The sequence below is a fragment of the Isoptericola nanjingensis genome (genome assembly GCF_050311635.1).
GTDB classification, from domain to species: domain Bacteria; phylum Actinomycetota; class Actinomycetes; order Actinomycetales; family Cellulomonadaceae; genus Isoptericola; species Isoptericola nanjingensis.
In genome coordinates this window covers 191263-206859 of record NZ_JBNOZL010000004.1, presented here as the reverse complement: position 1 = coordinate 206859, position 15597 = coordinate 191263, and the positions used below count along the sequence as shown (strand labels likewise).

Annotated in this window: 12 protein-coding genes; 9 read left to right on the top strand and 3 right to left on the bottom strand. The window is 74.0% G+C overall.

What is annotated here, in order from left to right:
• Positions 1-43 precede the first annotated feature (43 nt).
• The 3 genes from ACQP6G_RS09085 to ACQP6G_RS09075 all read left to right on the top strand — a co-directional run bounded on the left by ACQP6G_RS09085 (position 44) and on the right by ACQP6G_RS09075 (position 6501).
• Positions 44-1936: a right-handed parallel beta-helix repeat-containing protein gene (locus tag ACQP6G_RS09085; RefSeq protein WP_429763964.1), complete on the top strand. Its 1893-nt coding sequence runs from the start codon at positions 44-46 to the stop codon at positions 1934-1936.
• A 96-nt stretch (positions 1937-2032) separates the two neighbouring features.
• On the top strand, positions 2033-3928 hold the full coding sequence (locus tag ACQP6G_RS09080) for a right-handed parallel beta-helix repeat-containing protein (RefSeq protein ID WP_429763963.1): 1896 nt from the start codon (positions 2033-2035) through the stop codon (positions 3926-3928).
• An 83-nt stretch (positions 3929-4011) separates the two neighbouring features.
• Positions 4012-6501 carry an amylo-alpha-1,6-glucosidase gene (locus ACQP6G_RS09075; RefSeq protein ID WP_429763962.1) on the top strand — a complete coding sequence of 830 codons (2490 nt, stop codon included), beginning with the start codon at positions 4012-4014 and terminating at the stop codon, positions 6499-6501.
• Between the two features lie 36 nt (positions 6502-6537).
• Here ACQP6G_RS09075 and ACQP6G_RS09070 read toward each other — a convergent pair whose 3' ends face one another.
• Positions 6538-7503, bottom strand: coding sequence for a helix-turn-helix transcriptional regulator (locus ACQP6G_RS09070; protein WP_429763961.1), 966 nt, complete (start codon positions 7501-7503; stop codon positions 6538-6540).
• A gap of 118 nt (positions 7504-7621) precedes the next feature.
• Between ACQP6G_RS09070 and ACQP6G_RS09065 the strand changes: the two genes are divergently transcribed.
• Both ACQP6G_RS09065 and ACQP6G_RS09060 read left to right on the top strand, forming a co-directional pair.
• Positions 7622-8032 (top strand): VOC family protein, encoded by a 411-nt coding sequence (locus tag ACQP6G_RS09065; protein WP_429763960.1) that lies wholly within the window; start codon positions 7622-7624, stop codon positions 8030-8032.
• A gap of 66 nt (positions 8033-8098) precedes the next feature.
• A complete protein-coding gene (locus ACQP6G_RS09060) occupies positions 8099-8578 on the top strand; it encodes a pyridoxamine 5'-phosphate oxidase family protein (RefSeq protein ID WP_429763959.1) in 480 nt (159 codons plus the stop codon).
• A gap of 1 nt (position 8579) precedes the next feature.
• Here the strand turns inward: ACQP6G_RS09060 and ACQP6G_RS09055 are convergent, their stop codons facing one another.
• The gene (locus ACQP6G_RS09055) at positions 8580-9155 is read right to left on the bottom strand and encodes a hypothetical protein (RefSeq protein ID WP_429763958.1); all 576 of its coding nucleotides are present in this window, start codon (positions 9153-9155) and stop codon (positions 8580-8582) included.
• Between the two features lie 104 nt (positions 9156-9259).
• On the opposite strand from ACQP6G_RS09055, the gene ACQP6G_RS09050 reads away from it, so the two are divergent.
• The 4 genes from ACQP6G_RS09050 (at position 9260) to ACQP6G_RS09035 (ending at position 14873) form a co-directional block, all read left to right on the top strand.
• Positions 9260-9766, top strand: a complete 507-nt coding sequence (locus ACQP6G_RS09050) for a GNAT family N-acetyltransferase (protein ID WP_429763957.1) — start codon at positions 9260-9262, stop codon at positions 9764-9766.
• 33 nt (positions 9767-9799) lie between these two features.
• On the top strand, positions 9800-10423 hold the full coding sequence (locus ACQP6G_RS09045) for a TetR/AcrR family transcriptional regulator (protein WP_429763956.1): 624 nt from the start codon (positions 9800-9802) through the stop codon (positions 10421-10423).
• Between the two features lie 114 nt (positions 10424-10537).
• On the top strand, positions 10538-11941 hold the full coding sequence (locus ACQP6G_RS09040; RefSeq protein ID WP_429763955.1) for an MFS transporter: 1404 nt from the start codon (positions 10538-10540) through the stop codon (positions 11939-11941).
• 139 nt (positions 11942-12080) lie between these two features.
• A complete protein-coding gene (locus ACQP6G_RS09035) occupies positions 12081-14873 on the top strand; it encodes a winged helix-turn-helix domain-containing protein (protein ID WP_429763954.1) in 2793 nt (930 codons plus the stop codon).
• Here the strand turns inward: ACQP6G_RS09035 and ACQP6G_RS09030 are convergent.
• On the bottom strand, positions 14846-15502 hold the full coding sequence (locus ACQP6G_RS09030; protein ID WP_429763953.1) for a hypothetical protein: 657 nt from the start codon (positions 15500-15502) through the stop codon (positions 14846-14848). The two genes, ACQP6G_RS09035 and ACQP6G_RS09030, sit on opposite strands and share 28 nt — an antisense overlap.
• Positions 15503-15597: the final 95 nt, after the last annotated feature.

The following is a 15597-nucleotide window of genomic DNA, read 5'->3' as shown; positions in this document are numbered from 1 at the left end:
TCCACAGCCACCCACCCGCACCACTCACGAGAAGAGGACACCGATGTCCAGACGATGGATCAGGACCGGAACGGCGGCGGTCGTCGCGGTCAGCGCGGTCGCGGCCGTCGGGGTCGGGGCCACGGCCTTCGACCCGTACGCCGCCAGCTCCCAGAGCGGCGGCAAGTGCCCCCAGCTCTACGTCTCCCCCGACGGCGACGACGACCGCGGCAAGGGCACCGAGCGCAAGCCGTGGGCCAGCCTTGACAAGGCCCGCGACCACATCCAGGACCTCGGGCTCAACCACGAGCGCAAGATGCGCTGCGACATCGTGGTCAACCTCGCCGAGGGCGACTACCCCGTCGACGAGACCATCGAGTTCACCGAGAAGGACTCCGGCAACAACGGCCACCAGGTGATCTACCGCTCCGCCGACGGGCCCGGCAAGGCCAACCTCGTCGGCGCCGAGCCCGTCACCGGCTGGGAGCCCTACAAGGACGGCATCTACAAGACGACGTTCGACCCCGAGCAGCAGTTCTACACGCTGTTCGAGGACGGCGAGCGCTCCGAGCTGGCGCGCTACCCCAACCGGACCTCCGAGGACACGCAGGCCCCGTACCTGTTCTCCGTCCTCGGCGAGCCCGAGAAGGAGGCCGTCCGCTCCTGGCTCTACTGGAAGGACGGGGACTGGGACCCGGCGTGGGACGACACCGCGGACAGCAACCCTCTCAAGGACGCCCAGATCACGGTGTGGTCGGGCGGGTCCTGGAGCTGGTTCACGGACACGATCCCGATCGGCGGCGCGGACTACCGCAAGGGCTTCGCGACGTTCGACTACTGGTCGCGGTACGCCCTGGTCAACAGCCGCAGCGGGTCGCGCTACTACATCCAGAACGCCATGCCGTTCCTGGACCAGCCCGGTGAGTACTACGTGGACCGCGAGGCCGGCGAGCTCTACTACATGCCGCGGGGCGACATCGACGACGTCACCATCATGCGGCCGACCGTCGCCAAGCTCGTGGACATCAAGGGCGACTCCCCCGACGACCGGGCGCACGACATCACGTTCGACGGCCTCGGCGTCCAGTACTCCGACTTCGTCGACTGGTACCGCGCCGGGTGGATCAGCGCAGGCGACTCCGGCGAGGTGCACACCTATCCCGAGTACGACCGGCAGATCGAGATGCCCCGCAACCGGTTCGGCGCCGTCACGCTCGAGAACACCAGCAACATCACCCTCACCGGCATGCATATCCGGGACACCGGATTCATGGGTGTCTACGCACTGTTCGCCAACGACCACCTGACGGTCGAGGACTCCCTGCTGGAGAACATCGGCGCGGACGGCATCAAGGTCGAGGGCGGCTGGCCCGGCGAGGGCGACCTCACCCACGCGCACACGTTCCGCAACCTCTACATCGACCACGTCGGCGAGCTCGTGCCCGGCGACGCCGCCGGCATCGAGCTCATGGGCACCGGCGACAACACCGTCGAGCACGTCCACGTCAAGCACTCCGCGCGCTACGGCATCAGCCTCGAGTCGCGCCCCGAAGTGATCGACGGGGACCAGTACACCGACAACAACACCTTCCGCTACATCCGCATCGACCAGGCGGGGCTCGACTCGGGCGACATGGGCGCCTTCTACACCTACGGCGTCGCGAACCAGGAGCCGCACCCGATCCAGAACACCGTCGACCAGATGGTCATCGGCGACGTCATCCCCGACCCCGCCGGCGCCATGCCGGACTCCGGCACCCGCGGCGTGCACATGGACGCCGGCGGCTGCGGCTTCGCGTTCTCCAACATCGAGGTCGGAAAGACCACCGACCAGTCCTACCAGTCCTACCAGTGCAACGAGGTCACCAACGGCAACTGGGAGGACGGCTTCGACGCCACCCAGATGCAGTACGACCAGATCGGCGTGACCGACGACTTCCCCTTCGAGGTCGAGTAGCGCCCGGGGCCGTGTCGCGCACCGTGGCGTGCGCGGCACGGCCCGCCCCGCTCCACACCCGTTCCGCTCCCGTTCCACACCGACCGGAGGACGACGATGTCCAGCAGGTGGATCAGAACCAGCACGGTGGCCCTCACCGCGTTCGCGGCGGTCGCCGCCGTCGGGGTCGGGGCCACGGCCTTCGACCCGTACGCCGCCAGCTCCCAGGGCGCCGGCAGGTGCCCCCAGCTCTACGTCTCCCCCGACGGGGACGACGAGCGCGGCGACGGAACCCGCAGCGCCCCCTGGGCCACGCCCGACAAAGCCCGCGACCACATCCAGGACCTCGGGCTCAACCACGAGCGCAAGATGCGCTGCGACATCGTGGTCAACCTCGCCGAGGGCGACTACCCCGTCGACGAGACCATCGAGTTCACCGAGAAGGACTCCGGCAACAACGGCCACCAGGTGATCTACCGCTCCGCCGACGGACCCGGCAAGGCCAACCTCGTCGGCGCCGAGCCCGTCACCGGCTGGGAGCCCTACAAGGACGGCATCTACAAGGCGCCCGTCGACCTGGACGCCCCCTTCTACACGCTCTTCGTCGACGGCGACCGCGCCACCACCGCGCGGCATCCGAACCGCACGAGCGAGGACACCCACGCGCCGTACCTCGTCTCACGCCTGATCGAGCCCGAGAAGGAAGGAGTCCGCGACCAGATCGGCTACAACCCCGGCGAGTGGGACGAGACGGCGGACCTCGGCTCGTACACCAGCTGGCCGGCGCAGGTCACGATCTGGTCCGGCGGCTCGTGGAGCTGGTTCACCGACACCGTGCCGATCAAGAACGCCGACGTCAAGGACACCGACAACAAGATCATCCTCGACCACTGGACCCGCTACGCCATGATCAACAGCCGCAGCGGCTCGCGGTACTTTCTGCAGAACTCCCTCGACTTCCTCGACCAGGCCGGCGAGTACTACCTGGACCGCGAGGCGGGCGAGCTCTACTACAAACCGGCCGCGGGATCGATGGACGGCGTGACGGTCATGCGGCCGACCGCCACGACGCTCGTGGACGTCCAGGGAGACTCCCCCGACGACCGGGCGCACGACATCACGTTCGACGGCCTCGGCGTGCAGTACTCCGACTTCGTCGGCTGGTACCGCGCCGGGTGGACGAGCGCCGGCGACGCCGGCGTCCCGCACACCTACCCCGAGTACGACCGGCAGATCGAGATGCCCCGCAACCGGTTCGGCGCGATCACGCTCGAGAACACCGCGGACATCACGCTCACCGGGATGCGCATCCAGGACACCGGCTTCACCGGCGTGTACGCGCTCTTCGCCAACGACCGCCTGACCGTGGAGGACTCGCTGCTGGAGAACCTGGGCGCGGACGGCATCAAGGTCGAGGGCGGCTGGCCCGGCGAGGGGGACCTGAGCCACGGCCACACGTTCCGCAACCTGTCCATCGACCACGTCGGCGAGCTCGTGCCCGGCGACGCCGCCGGCATCGAGCTCATGTCGACCGGAGACAACACCGTCGAGCACGTCCACGTGAAGCACTCGGCGCGCTACGGCATCAGCCTCGAGTCGCGCCCCGAGGTCGTGGACGGTGATCAGTACACCGACAACAACACCTTCCGCTACATCCGGATCGACGAGGCCGGGCTCGACTCGGGCGACATGGGCGCCTTCTACACCTACGGCGTGGACAACCAGGATCCCCACCCCGTGCAGAACACCGTGGACCAGATGGTCATCGGCGACGTCATCCCCGACCCCGCCGGCGCCATGCCGGACTCCGGCACCCGCGGCGTGCACATGGACGCCGGCGGCTGCGGCTTCGCGTTCTCCAACGTCGAGGTCGGAAAGACCACCGACCAGTCCTACCAGTCCTACGACTGCAACGAGGTCACCAACGGCAACTGGGAGGACGGCTTCGACGCCACCCAGATGCAGTACGACCAGATCGGCGTGACCGACGACTTCCCCTACACCGTCGACTGACGACCGCGGCCGTGCCCGCGCCCCTCGCGCGGGCACGGCCGTACCTCCGCCCGAATGTGAGCGCTCACACACCTGGAGCCACCATGACCGACCGCCAGAACACCCGCGCCCTGCGCCGCGCGCCCGTCGTCGTCGGCGCCGCCGCCGCTCTGCTCGCGACCGTCGCCGTCCCCGCCGGGGGCTCGACGGGCGCGGGCGGGCCGCCCGGCACAGACGTCGGGCTGCAGCGCCCCTTCGCCCTGCCCGGCTACGTCGAGCGGGACGACAACGGCGCCCTCCTCGTCGGCGAGGGGGAGAGCCGCTTCGCCCTGCGGGTCGACCTGCTGACCGCCGCAGGGAAGCTCGTCCGGGAGAACCAGGGCCTGCTGGGCAACGTCGCCCGCGTCGGCCCCGTGACGGTCGACGGCTCGTACTACGAGGTGGAGATCAGCAGCGACGACCGCTCGATCACCCCCGACCGCCTGGGGGCGCTGCGCGAGATCCTCGACCACCCGGACGAGTGGTCCGCCGACCAGGTCGCGGAGGCCCGCGAGCAGCTGCCCGTACTGCAGGCGCGCTACGACCAGACGCAGCGCGACAAGCAGACGATCCTCCTGCGGTTCGCGCGGACGACGCCGAACACCCTGGTCGGGTCGGTCACCGCGCGCGACGCCGACGCGACCGTCTTCCTCGAGGCCACGCCCCCGTGGGACGAGGAGAACTCCTACGAGCTGGCCGACGGGGGCGTCCGCGCCACCGGCGCCGGGCTCGACGACCCGTCGGAGATCGGCCACTTCGCGCTGCTGCCGACCCAGGCGCCGGACGACGCCGCGGCCTACGCGTCCGAGGACGACCTGGTTGCCGCGATGGAGGGCGAGGAGGGCGTCGCCGGCGACGCCGCGGCGGCCCTGCGGTACGACCTCGAGGAGGGCGAGACGATCACGTTCACCACGAGCGTGGCGGATGAGCCTCCGGCGGCCCGCGCCTCGCGCGGCAGCATCCTCGGCACCCTCGCCCGGGCCCGGGCGCAGGCCGACGAGGGCACCCTCAGCGGCAGCGGGCCGGCCGGCCGCGCGGCGACCGCGATGCGTAGCGCCATGGCCCTCAACGCGAACTACGACGAGCAGTCGCGGCAGAGCTTCCTCGTGTGGGGCTGGGGCCGTGGCGGGTCGGAGAACGACTCGATCTTCACCGGCTGGGACTCCGCCTGGGACGCGATCACCGCGCTCACCGTGAACCCGGACCTGGCGCGGCAGCACGAGCGCGTGCTGTTCGCCTCCGGCGGGCCGCGCTACGACCAGCTGCACGCCGGCCCGATGCACGCCTACGCCGTCAAGCGGATCTACGACGCCACGGGCGACCGCGAGCTGGTCGAGCAGGCCTACCCGGCGCTCGTGGAGTTCTTCGACAAGCTGCCCGAGTGGGACGTGAACGACGACGGCCTTCTCGAGGCGCCCTACGACGGCGACCCGAGCAAGGTGGGCAACCACCTCGGCCTCGACGACCTGCCCGTCTACCTCGCCGCCGACCGCATCGCCAAGGAGGGCGGCAGCGGCGACGAGCGGGACAACACGGATCTCACCGACGTCGCGCTGACCTCGTACTACGCGCTGATGGCGGGCTCGCTGACCGAGCTGGCCACCGCGCTCGACCGGCCCGAGGACGCCCGCCGGTTCGCGACCGTCCTGGCGCGGACCAAGAAGGCCGCCAACGACACCCTCTGGGACGACGAGCGCGGCATGTACCTCGACCGCAACCTCGACGGGACGTGGGGGAACGTCGTCACGCCGACGATCTTCTACCCGCTGTTCGGGGGCCTGGCCACGCCCGATCGGGCGGCGCGGACGGTCGAGGAGAACCTGCTCGACCCGGAGCAGTTCTGGGGCGAGTACGCGATCCCGAGCATCAGCCGCGACGACGCGGAGTACTGCGCGAACGGCGACGTCTCCGCGACGTCGTCCCCGGAGTACACGTACTACCTGGGGTGGGGCGAGGAGAACACCTGCGAGCAGTGGCGCGGCGCCGTCTGGCCGCCGATGAACGCCACCGTCTACGACGGCCTCAAGCGGTACGGGCTCGACGAGGCCGCCGGCGAGCTGGCGACGAAGAGCACGAGCATGTACCTCGACAGCTGGGACGAGAACGGGTACTTCCCCGAGTACTTCGACCCCGAGCCCGGCCAGGTCGTCAACGCCTCGGCGGTGGACAGCGCGTGGCGCTACTACACGTGGTCCAACGTGATGCCCCTGATGGCGGTGCACGAGCTCGTCGCCGAGGACGCCTGGGGGCGCCCCGGGTCGGTCACCTTCGGCTCGCACGCCCTGCCCGGCCGCAACACCGTGGACGACGTGCGCGTGGGCGGGCACACCTGGGCCGCGACGGTGAGCCCGAGGGCCACCGCGCTGGAGCGGGACGGGCGGACGGTGTTCCGCTCGACCGGCGGGCGCGTCGTCGTGCGCGACTTCGCGCTGACCCGGGACGGTGCGTGCTTCGACGTCAACGCCACCGGGACCGCACGTCTGCAGGTGACGCCGCGTCCCGGCACCACCCTGCGCGCGACGGTGCGGGAGGGCAGCTCGCACCTCTGCCTGTGACCCCACGGCAACCCGGCGCCCGGTCGTGACCACCCGTCACGACCGGGCGCCCGTCGTCGTGCCGCCGTGCGCCACCACCAGCTCCGCCCCGAGACGCGCGAGCTCCGCCCGCACCTCCGGCGGTCCGACGACGTCGGCCTGGGCGCCCCAGCCGGCCAGGTGGCGCGCGACGTCGAGCGGCGTGGGGGCGGCGACCCGCACCGTCGCGCGAGCGCCGTCGCCGCCGTCGACGATCACCGTGTGCCGCCCGAACTGGGCGCGCAGGACGTCGACGTGCTCGGGGGCCACGCGCACGGTGGCCCACGTCGCGGACCGTCTCGCCTCGACCTCGCCGACGACGCGGTCCCACTCCGCCTGCAGGTCGACGCCGTCGGGCACGACGGCGGGCTCGTCGGTGACGTCCAGCGCGCCGACGCGGTCGACGCGGAAGGTGCGCGGGCCGCGGTCCGTGCCGGCGATCAGGTACCAGGCGCCGTCCTTGTCGACGAGCCCCCAGGGGTCGAGGGCGCGGCTCGAGGACCGCCCGGTCGCGCCGGTGTAGTCGATCCGCACGCGGCGCCGCTCGACGACGGCGCGCTGCAGGGCGTCGACCTCCGGCGGCCGGACCCGGCCGGCCGCGCTCCACCCCTCCCGGTCCACGACCACGGCCGCGGCGGCCGCCTCCGCCTCGGCCCGGAAGGTGGCGGGCAGCGCGCGCACGAGCTTGCGCAGCGCCGCGCGCGCGTGGTCGGACGACGCCGCGCCCGGCCCGGCGAGCAGGAACAGCGCGCGCGCCTCGGGCGCCGTGAGGCCGCTGAGGTCCGTGCGCGACCCGCCGAGCAGCGACCACCCGCCGCCGCGGCCCGGCTGCGGGTACACGGGCACGCCCGCGGCCGACAGCGCCTCGAGGTCCCGGCGGGCGGTCGCCACCGAGACCTCGAGCGCGTCGGCGAGCTCGGCCGCCGTCACGCGGGGGCGCGACTGGAGGTGGAGCAGCACCTGGATGAGGCGGTCGGCGCGCATGCTCCGAGACTGCCACGAAAAATAGTCAGAAGGTGAGCACTTTGGACGGAAGAGTGGTGCTCACGAGGTCATCAGGCCTCGATCGCACCGACCGTCACACCGAGCACCGGGAGCCGACATGCTGCGCGGACTGACCACCATCACCTACCTGGCCGACGACGTGGCCGCCGCCCGCGACTGGTACGCCGAGGTGCTCGGCACCGAGGCGTACTTCGCCCGCGAGGCCGGCGGGGCGCTCGCCTACGCGGAGTTCCGCATCGGCGACTACCAGCACGAGCTGGGGATCATGGACCGGCGCTTCGCTCCCCCGCAGCCCGACGGAGCCGCGGGCGCGGTCGCCTACTGGGCGGTCGACGACGTCCGCGGCACCGTCGCGCGGCTGCTCGAGCTCGGCGCCGCCGCGTACCAGGAGCCGGTCGAGCGCGGCCCCGGGTTCGTCACCGCGGCCGTCGTCGACCCGTTCGGCAACGTTCTCGGCGTCATGGAGAACTCCCACTACCGCGACGTGCTCGCCTCCCTGACCTCCTGACCGCCCCGCCGGCGGACGCCCGCCCGTGCCAGCATGGTGGCGAACCGCGACGCGAGGAGGCCCGCGATGGAACGACAGGACACCGACGAGCAGGACGACGCCGGGCTCGCGCGTCGCGTCCTCGACGACGGCCGCTACCTGGTCCTCGCGTCCGCGGACGGCGACGGGAACCCGTGGCCCACCCCGGTCTGGTTCGCCCGCGACGGGCGAGAGCTCGTCTGGGTCTCCCGGCGCGGCACGCGCCACTCGACGAACGTCGCCCGGCGGTCCGCGGTGGGCATCGTGGTCTTCGAGACGCCCGCGCCCGTCGACGGCCGCCCGCGCGCCGTGTACGCCGAGGCCACCGCGGGCGAGGTGCCGGACACGGACCGCGACCGCTGCCTCGCGATCTTCGACCGCCGCTCCCGCGCCGAGGGACTGGGCCCCTGGACCGTCGACCGCGTCGTCGCGCCCGCCGAGCTGCGCCTGTACCGCGCCGTCGTCTCGCGGTTCTTCGTCCTCGAGCCCGACCGCGACGTCCGCCGCGAGGTCGATCTCGGCCTCTAGGTCACGCCGTCAGCACCAGCACCGCGAGCGCGACGGCGAGGATCACGTCGAGCACGCCGCAGAACTCCGACAACGACCGGGCCACGACGCGACCGGAGCGGTGGTGGTAGACGTCCCAGGCGGCGTGCCCGAGCAGCCCGACGGCGACGACGAGCCCGCCCGCGGTGGCGTCCAGCCGGACGGCGACCGACGCGGCGGCCCCGAGGACGAGCATCGCCGCGGCCTGGAGCGGGAGCGACCACGGCGGGCGCCGGCGCCCGGCCGCGAGGCCGACGACGACCAGCACCACGGCGAGGCCGATCATCCAGGGCGTCGGGTCGAGGTCGACGACCTTGGTGGCGCCGATCAGCACGAACGTCACGCCGAACGCGAGCCATGCGGCGCCGCGCCGGCCGAGCGCGGCGGCCGCCAGGTAGACGAGGCCGGAGGCGGCGAGCACCGGGGCGACGTCGCGCGCGTCGGCGAGCCCGACCGCGGTCGCGGCGGCGACGACCACCCCGAGCGCCGCCGGCCACACCCGGCCGAGCACCGAGCGCCGGTCGGCCGTCCACGTGCCTGACACCTGGTCCTGGGTCATGGTCTTCTCGCTCTCGTGCGTGCGAACCGCGTGAGGTGAACCGCTGACGATCGAGCGCGATAAACTGTACACACTTGTTCGAGTTAGAGGAAGGGCGGACGACGATGTCGCACTCCACGGCGGCGACGCCCGGCCCGGCGGAGCTCCGGCGCGCGACCCCGGACGACACGGACGCCGTCGCGCGGATCTGGCACGAGGGCTGGACGGACGCCCACCTGGGCCACGTGCCCGACGCACTCGTGGTGGCCCGCACCCCGGCGTCGTTCCCGGAGCGCGCCCGCGAGCGCATGGCCGACACCACTGTCGCCGTGCACCGGGGGGCCGTCGCGGGCTTCGTCATGGTCGCCGGCGACGAGGTGGACCAGCTCTACGTCGACCGCGCGGCCCGCGGCGCCGACGTCGGCGGGGCGCTCCTGCGGCACGCGGCCCAGACCGTCCGGGACGCCGGGCACCCGCGCGCCTGGCTCGCCGTGGCGACGGGGAACGCGCCGGGGCGCCGCTTCTACGCGCGGCAGGGCTGGGTCGACGAAGGCCGGTTCGTGCACCGCGCGCCGGTGCCGGGCGGGACCGTCGAGGTGGACTGCCACCGGTTCGCGAGCCCGGACCGTTAACCTGGACACTCCTGTACAGGCTTGGAGGAGCTCGTGGTCACGACACCGGCGCAGACGACGGAGACGACGCACGGGGCCACGGCCGACGGCGGCCGGGACCGCGCCAAGCGCGCCGACGCCGTCCGCAACGTGGAGGCGATCCTGGCCGCGGCCACCCGCGTGCTGGCGACGGACCCCGACGCGAGCATCAACGAGATCGCCAAGGCCGCGGGCGTCGGTCGCGTCACCCTCTACGGACACTTCGACTCGCGGGCGACGCTCGTGCGCGAGGTCGTGGACCGCGCGATCGCCCAGACCGACGAGGCGCTGGCGACCGTCGACCTGGACGGCGACCCCCGCGAGGCGCTCGGCCGCCTGCTCGAGGCGACCTGGCACCTGACCCACCGGTTCGGGGCCCTGGTGGTCGCGGGCTCCCAGGTCCTCCCGCCCGAGGAGATGAGCCGCGCGCACGAGGGGCCCGCGCAGCGGGTCCGCGGCCTGCTCGAGCGCGGCCGCGCGGCCGGCGAGCTCCGCGACGACATGCCCGTCGACTGGCAGGTCAGCGTGCTGCAGGCGATCCTCCACGGCGCCTCCGCCGCGGTGCACCGCGGCGAGATCACCGCGGACGAGGCTCCCGCGCTCGTCCGCGCCACGACCCTCGGCGCGCTCTCCGCCTGACGTCGCCCCGGAAGTCACCCGCACGACCCTCTTGTCGAACATGCCTGTTCGAGTTAATTTACTCGAACAGGCATGTTCGACTTATTCGTGCTCGACACCTCGAGGGACCGTGCCATGACGTCACCAGAGAAGCCCGCCCCGCAGACCACGCCGCAGACTCCGGACGACCAGCCCTCCGCACCCGACCCCCGGCGCTGGCGCATCCTCGCGCTGCTCGGCATCGCCCAGCTGATGCTCATCGTCGACGTGACCGTCGTCGCGATCGCCCTCCCCGAGATGGGGGCCGACCTCGGCCTCTCCCGCTCCGGCCTGGCCTGGGTGGCGAGCGTGTACGCCCTCGTCTTCGGCGGGCTCATGCTGCTCGGCGGCAAGGCCGCCGACGTCCTCGGCCCGCGCCGCGTCGTGCTCGCCGGCCTCGCGCTGTTCACCCTCGCGTCGCTGCTCGCCGGGCTCGCACGGTCCCCGGAGCTGCTGCTCGCCGCCCGCGCCCTGCAGGGCGCCGGCGCGGCGGCCATGTCGCCGGCCGCGCTGTCCGTCATCGTGCGGACGTTCAGCGGGCCGGAGCTGTCGCGCGCGATCGGCGTCTGGTCCGCGCTCGGCGGCGCGGGAGCCGCCGTCGGCGTGCTGGTGGGCGGCGTCCTGACGTCGGGCCCGGGCTGGCCGTGGGTGTTCTACGTCAACGTGCCCGTCGGGGTGCTGCTCCTCCTGGCCCTGTTCCGGTGGGTACGGCCGTGGCCAGGGTCGGGCGGTCGGCTCGACGTGGCTGGCGCCGCACTCGCCACCGCCGCGACCGCCGCCGTCGTGTACGGGCTCGTCACCGCCGGCGACGCCGGCTGGCTGAGCGCGCCGACCCTGGTCGCCCTGCTCGTCGGCGTCGTCGGGTACGTGCTGCTCGCGCGCCACCTGCGCGCGTCCGCGACGCCGCTGGTGGACCCGGCCCTGCTCGTCCGGCGACCGGTGCTGCGCGGGCTCGGGCTGATCTTCGTCGCCACGGCCCTGATGATCTCCGTGTTCTTCCTCGGCTCGTTCACGCTGCAGCAGCTCCACGGCTTCAGCGCCCTGGACACGGGGCTGACGTTCCTGCCCGTCGCGGTGGGCACCATCCTCGGGTCGAGCGTCGCGGGCCGCGTCCTCCCCCGCCTCGGCGTGCGCGCCGTGTCCGTCGTCGGGCTGCTCGTCGCCGCCGTCGGCCTGGCCGCGGCGGCCGGCATCTTCTCGATGACGGTGCTCGTGGTGGGCATCGCCGTCGCCGGGTTCGGCGTCGGCGCCGTGTTCGTCGCCGCCGCGGGGAGCCTCTTCTCCGCGGCCGAGCCGCACGAGGCCGGCGTGGCCTCCGGCGCGCTCAGCACGTTCCACGAGTTCGGGGCCGCGACCGGTGTCTCCGCCGTGTCCAGCGTCGCCGCCGCGGCCCTGGTCGACCCGGGGTTCGACACGTTCGCCGCCGGGTACTGGTTCGCCGCCGCGGTCGCCCTGGCGGCCGCGCTCGCCTCGCTCGCGCCGGCCCGGGCCGGTCGCTGACGGAGCTCACCGCCGCCGGGCCGGGCCGGGTGATATCTCGCCGTCGCGTGGCCACTCGCGGGGCGGGAGAGAGACGCTGGTACGGCCGCGCCCGCCGCGCGGGCTCATACTGGCAGGAGCACACCCGGGCGGAGTCACGATGACGCGTGCACAGGAACCGGGGGCGCCCGACCTCGACGCCCCGGGCGCGAGCCGCCGCAGCCTCCTGTCGACGGTCTCGCCGGCAAAGCTGCGCCCGGCCGTCAGCCCCGAGTACCTCGTGCCGCGGCCGCGGCTCGTCAGGCTGCTGGACGACGCGGTGCGGGCGCCGCTCACGCTCGTCGTCGCGCCGGCCGGCTCCGGCAAGACCTCGCTGGTGCGCGACTGGGCCGCGCGGAGCGCCCTCCCTCACGCCTGGCTGTCCGTCGACGAGCCCGACCGCGACCCCGCCCAGCTCTGGCGGGGGATCCTCGCCGCCCTCGAGGGGATCGCACCGGGGTGCTCCGAGCCCGCGGCGCGGGCCCTGCGGCAGCAGCGGCCGCTCGACGACGCGCTCGCCGTGCTGCTCGACGACCTCGAGGCGCGACCCTATGACGCGCGCGTGCTCGTGGTCGACGACCTGGAGCTGGTCGACGACGAGCCGGTGACGGCGTCGTTGCGGACGTTCGTGCAGCGGCTCCCCGGCTGGCTGCACGTGGTGCTAGTGAGCCGCCGGGTGCCGCAGCTCCCGGTGGACCGGCTGCGGGCGCGCGGGATGCTCGGCGAGGTCCGCTTCCCCGAGCTCCGCTTCTCGGACGCGGAGGCGTCCGCGATGCTCGCCCGGCTCGCCCCCGCGATGCCGGCCGACCGCGTGGACGAGATGTCCCGCCAGGCCGAGGGCTGGGCCGCGAGCATCCAGCTCGCCGCGCTGGCCGCACGGTCGGCCGCTGCGCGGGCCGACGACGTCCGGGCGGGCGACAACCAGGCCGACGACCTCCAGGAGGGCGACGTCGACGACGGCGAGGAGGCCCGCGACGACCGGTCGGCCCCGGGCGCCGTGCGCCGCGACGACGGCGCCCGCTACCTCGAGGACTACGTCTGGCACGAGGTGCTCCGGGGCGAGGCGTCGGACGTCGTGACGGTGCTGACCGCCACCGCCGTCGTCGACCGCGTCGACCCGCGCCTCGCGCGGGCGCTGGCCGGCCGCGAGGACGCCCCCGACCTGCTGGCCCGCGCCGAGGAGCGCGGCCTGTTCGTGGCCCGGATCGAGCCCGCGGGGTCGTACGAGCTGCACGCGCTGGTCCGTGAGGCGCTGGTCGCGCGGCTGCGCCGGCAGGACCCGGCGCGGATCGCGGAGCTCCACCGCCTCGCGGCCCGGTGGTACGAGGCGGACGGCCAGCCGGTGCATGCGATCGAGCACCTGCTGCGGGCGCAGGAGCACCGCGACGCGCTCCGGCTCCTCGCGTCCTGCGTCACCGCGCTCTACGAGAGCGGTCGCCGGTCCACGGTCCTGCGCACGCTCGCCGCGATCCCCGCGGACGTCGCGCCGGCCGACCCGGGCGCCGCGAGCGACGTCGCCTGGTGCCGGCTCTATGTGGACCGGGCGGGCTTCGTGCAGACGGTCGACGGGCTCGACGCCCCGGCGCACGACGTCGGCCCGGGCACGGACGACCCGGGCGCCGACGACGGGGCGACCGCGCCGGCCGTGCGCGCCCGGCTCGAGGTGCTGCGGGCGGTCGTCTCGGCGATCCGCGGCGACTGGGCCGGCGGCGCAGGACTCGCCCGGGCCGGCCTCGCCACCATGGGTGACTCCTGGCTGCTCGACCCGGTGGTGCGGTACGGCTGGAACCTGGTCGCCCGGGAGATCGCGCTCGCCGAGCGGTGGGACGACGCCAGCGCCGAGGTGCACAAGCTCGCGCTCACGATCGCCGCGGCACCTGAGCGGAGGCTCGCGCTCGAAGGCACGCGGGCGCTCGGCGCGGCGCTCGGCGGGCGTCCGGTCGACGCCCTGCGGCTCGTCGCGGGCGCGCGGGAGGCGTCCGAGCAGACCAGCATGACCATGCTCCGCACCGAGCTCCTGACGGCCGAGGGGATCGCTCTCCGGGAGATCGGCGACCGGGCCGCCGCCCTACCGCTGCTCGACCGGCTGTCCGGCGAGGACTGCGACCCCCTGCCGCACTGTCGGCTCCTCGCCTGCCTGGAGCTGGCCCGGGCGCACCTCGACCAGGGGGACCTGGACGCCGCTGGACGAGCCTTCGCCCAGGCCGCCGAGATCGTGGGGACGGAGGTCACCGGCCCGGGCGGCCGGAGCCTCCTGGCCCGGACGGGATGCCTCGTCGCTCTGGCCCGGGGCGCGACGGACGAGGCGCGACGCTGGGTCACGCAGATCGACGACCCGTTCTGGTCACCCGTCAAGGGCGCTCTCGTGCTCGTCGCGGAAGGCGAGCCCGGGGCCGTCGCGGGCCTGGTCGTGGACGCCGAGCCCCGGAACGCGCGGCACCGCGTGGTCCTCGACCTGGTGCTCGCCCGCACCGCCGCGAGCCCGGCGGAGGCCGAGGCGCACCTGCTCGAGGCCGTCGGCACGGCCTCCGCGCACGGCCTGGTGCAGACCGTCGCGAGCGCGGGTCCCGAGGTCGTCGAGGCGATCGAGCGGCTCGCGTGGCGCGTGCCGCCGAGCTGGCTGGCGCGGTTGCGCCGTGTCCCCGCCAACGGGTCGGTGCTGTCGAGCGCGGCGCTGCGCGAGCGCGCACGCTCGCTGACCGACCGTCAGCTCGGGATCCTGCGGATGCTGCCGAGCCGGCTCACCCTGCGGGAGGTCGCGGACGAGCTCTACATCTCCGTGAACACCCTCAAGTTCCACCTCAAGATCATCTACCGCGAGCTCGGCTGCGGGTCGCGCGCGGAGGCTGCCGAGCTCGCGCGCGCCCTGGTCAGTCCCGGGCACGCTCAGCCGTCGAGCACCCTGCGGCGCTGAGCCTCGTACTGGTCGAGGGTGAGGACGCCCCGCTCCACCAGCTCGGCGAGCGTGCGGAGCTGAGCCGCGGGGTCGACGGCGAGCTCGGGCCGCGCGGCCGTCGCCGGCCCGCGGACCAGCAGGTCGGCGGCTCCCCGGCGCCCGGTGTCGGCGACGGGCCCGTCGCGGTGCGCCGAGGACGGCGCCGTGGCCGACCCGGCCGCGCGGACACGGACACGGGCCAGCCGCTCACCGCCGACGATCCGCCCCCCGGCCGCCCGGGCAGCGGCCGACAGCGGCGCGGCCCAGCGGTCCTCGAGGAGCAGCAGGAGGGCGGCCGCGTCGGGCTCGACCGCCACCGACGCGAGCGCGACGTCGTGCGCACTGAGCCGGACCCGGGGGTGCTCGAGCGCCGCGAGCGGCGCCAGCTGCTCGACGTCCCGCAGGGCGTGGGCGGTGGCCGACGCCTGGTCCGGCCCGCGGCGGAGCAGGACCGCGTCGACGAGCCCGAGCACCCCCGACCGGACCAGCCCGGTGACCGTCGCCACGACGCCGCTGAGGAGCTCGACCGCCGGCACGGCGATCATCACGTACTCCAGGAGGTCGTCATCGGGGCCGCGCGCCGCGCCCGCCCCCGGCGCATCGGTCATCGGGCTCCCCTCCCCGCGGTCGTGTCGTGCCCAGCCAGGCTGGCCCGGGGGCGGGTGGTGCGGCACCACCCCCCGACGGATGGAGCCCGCCGCGG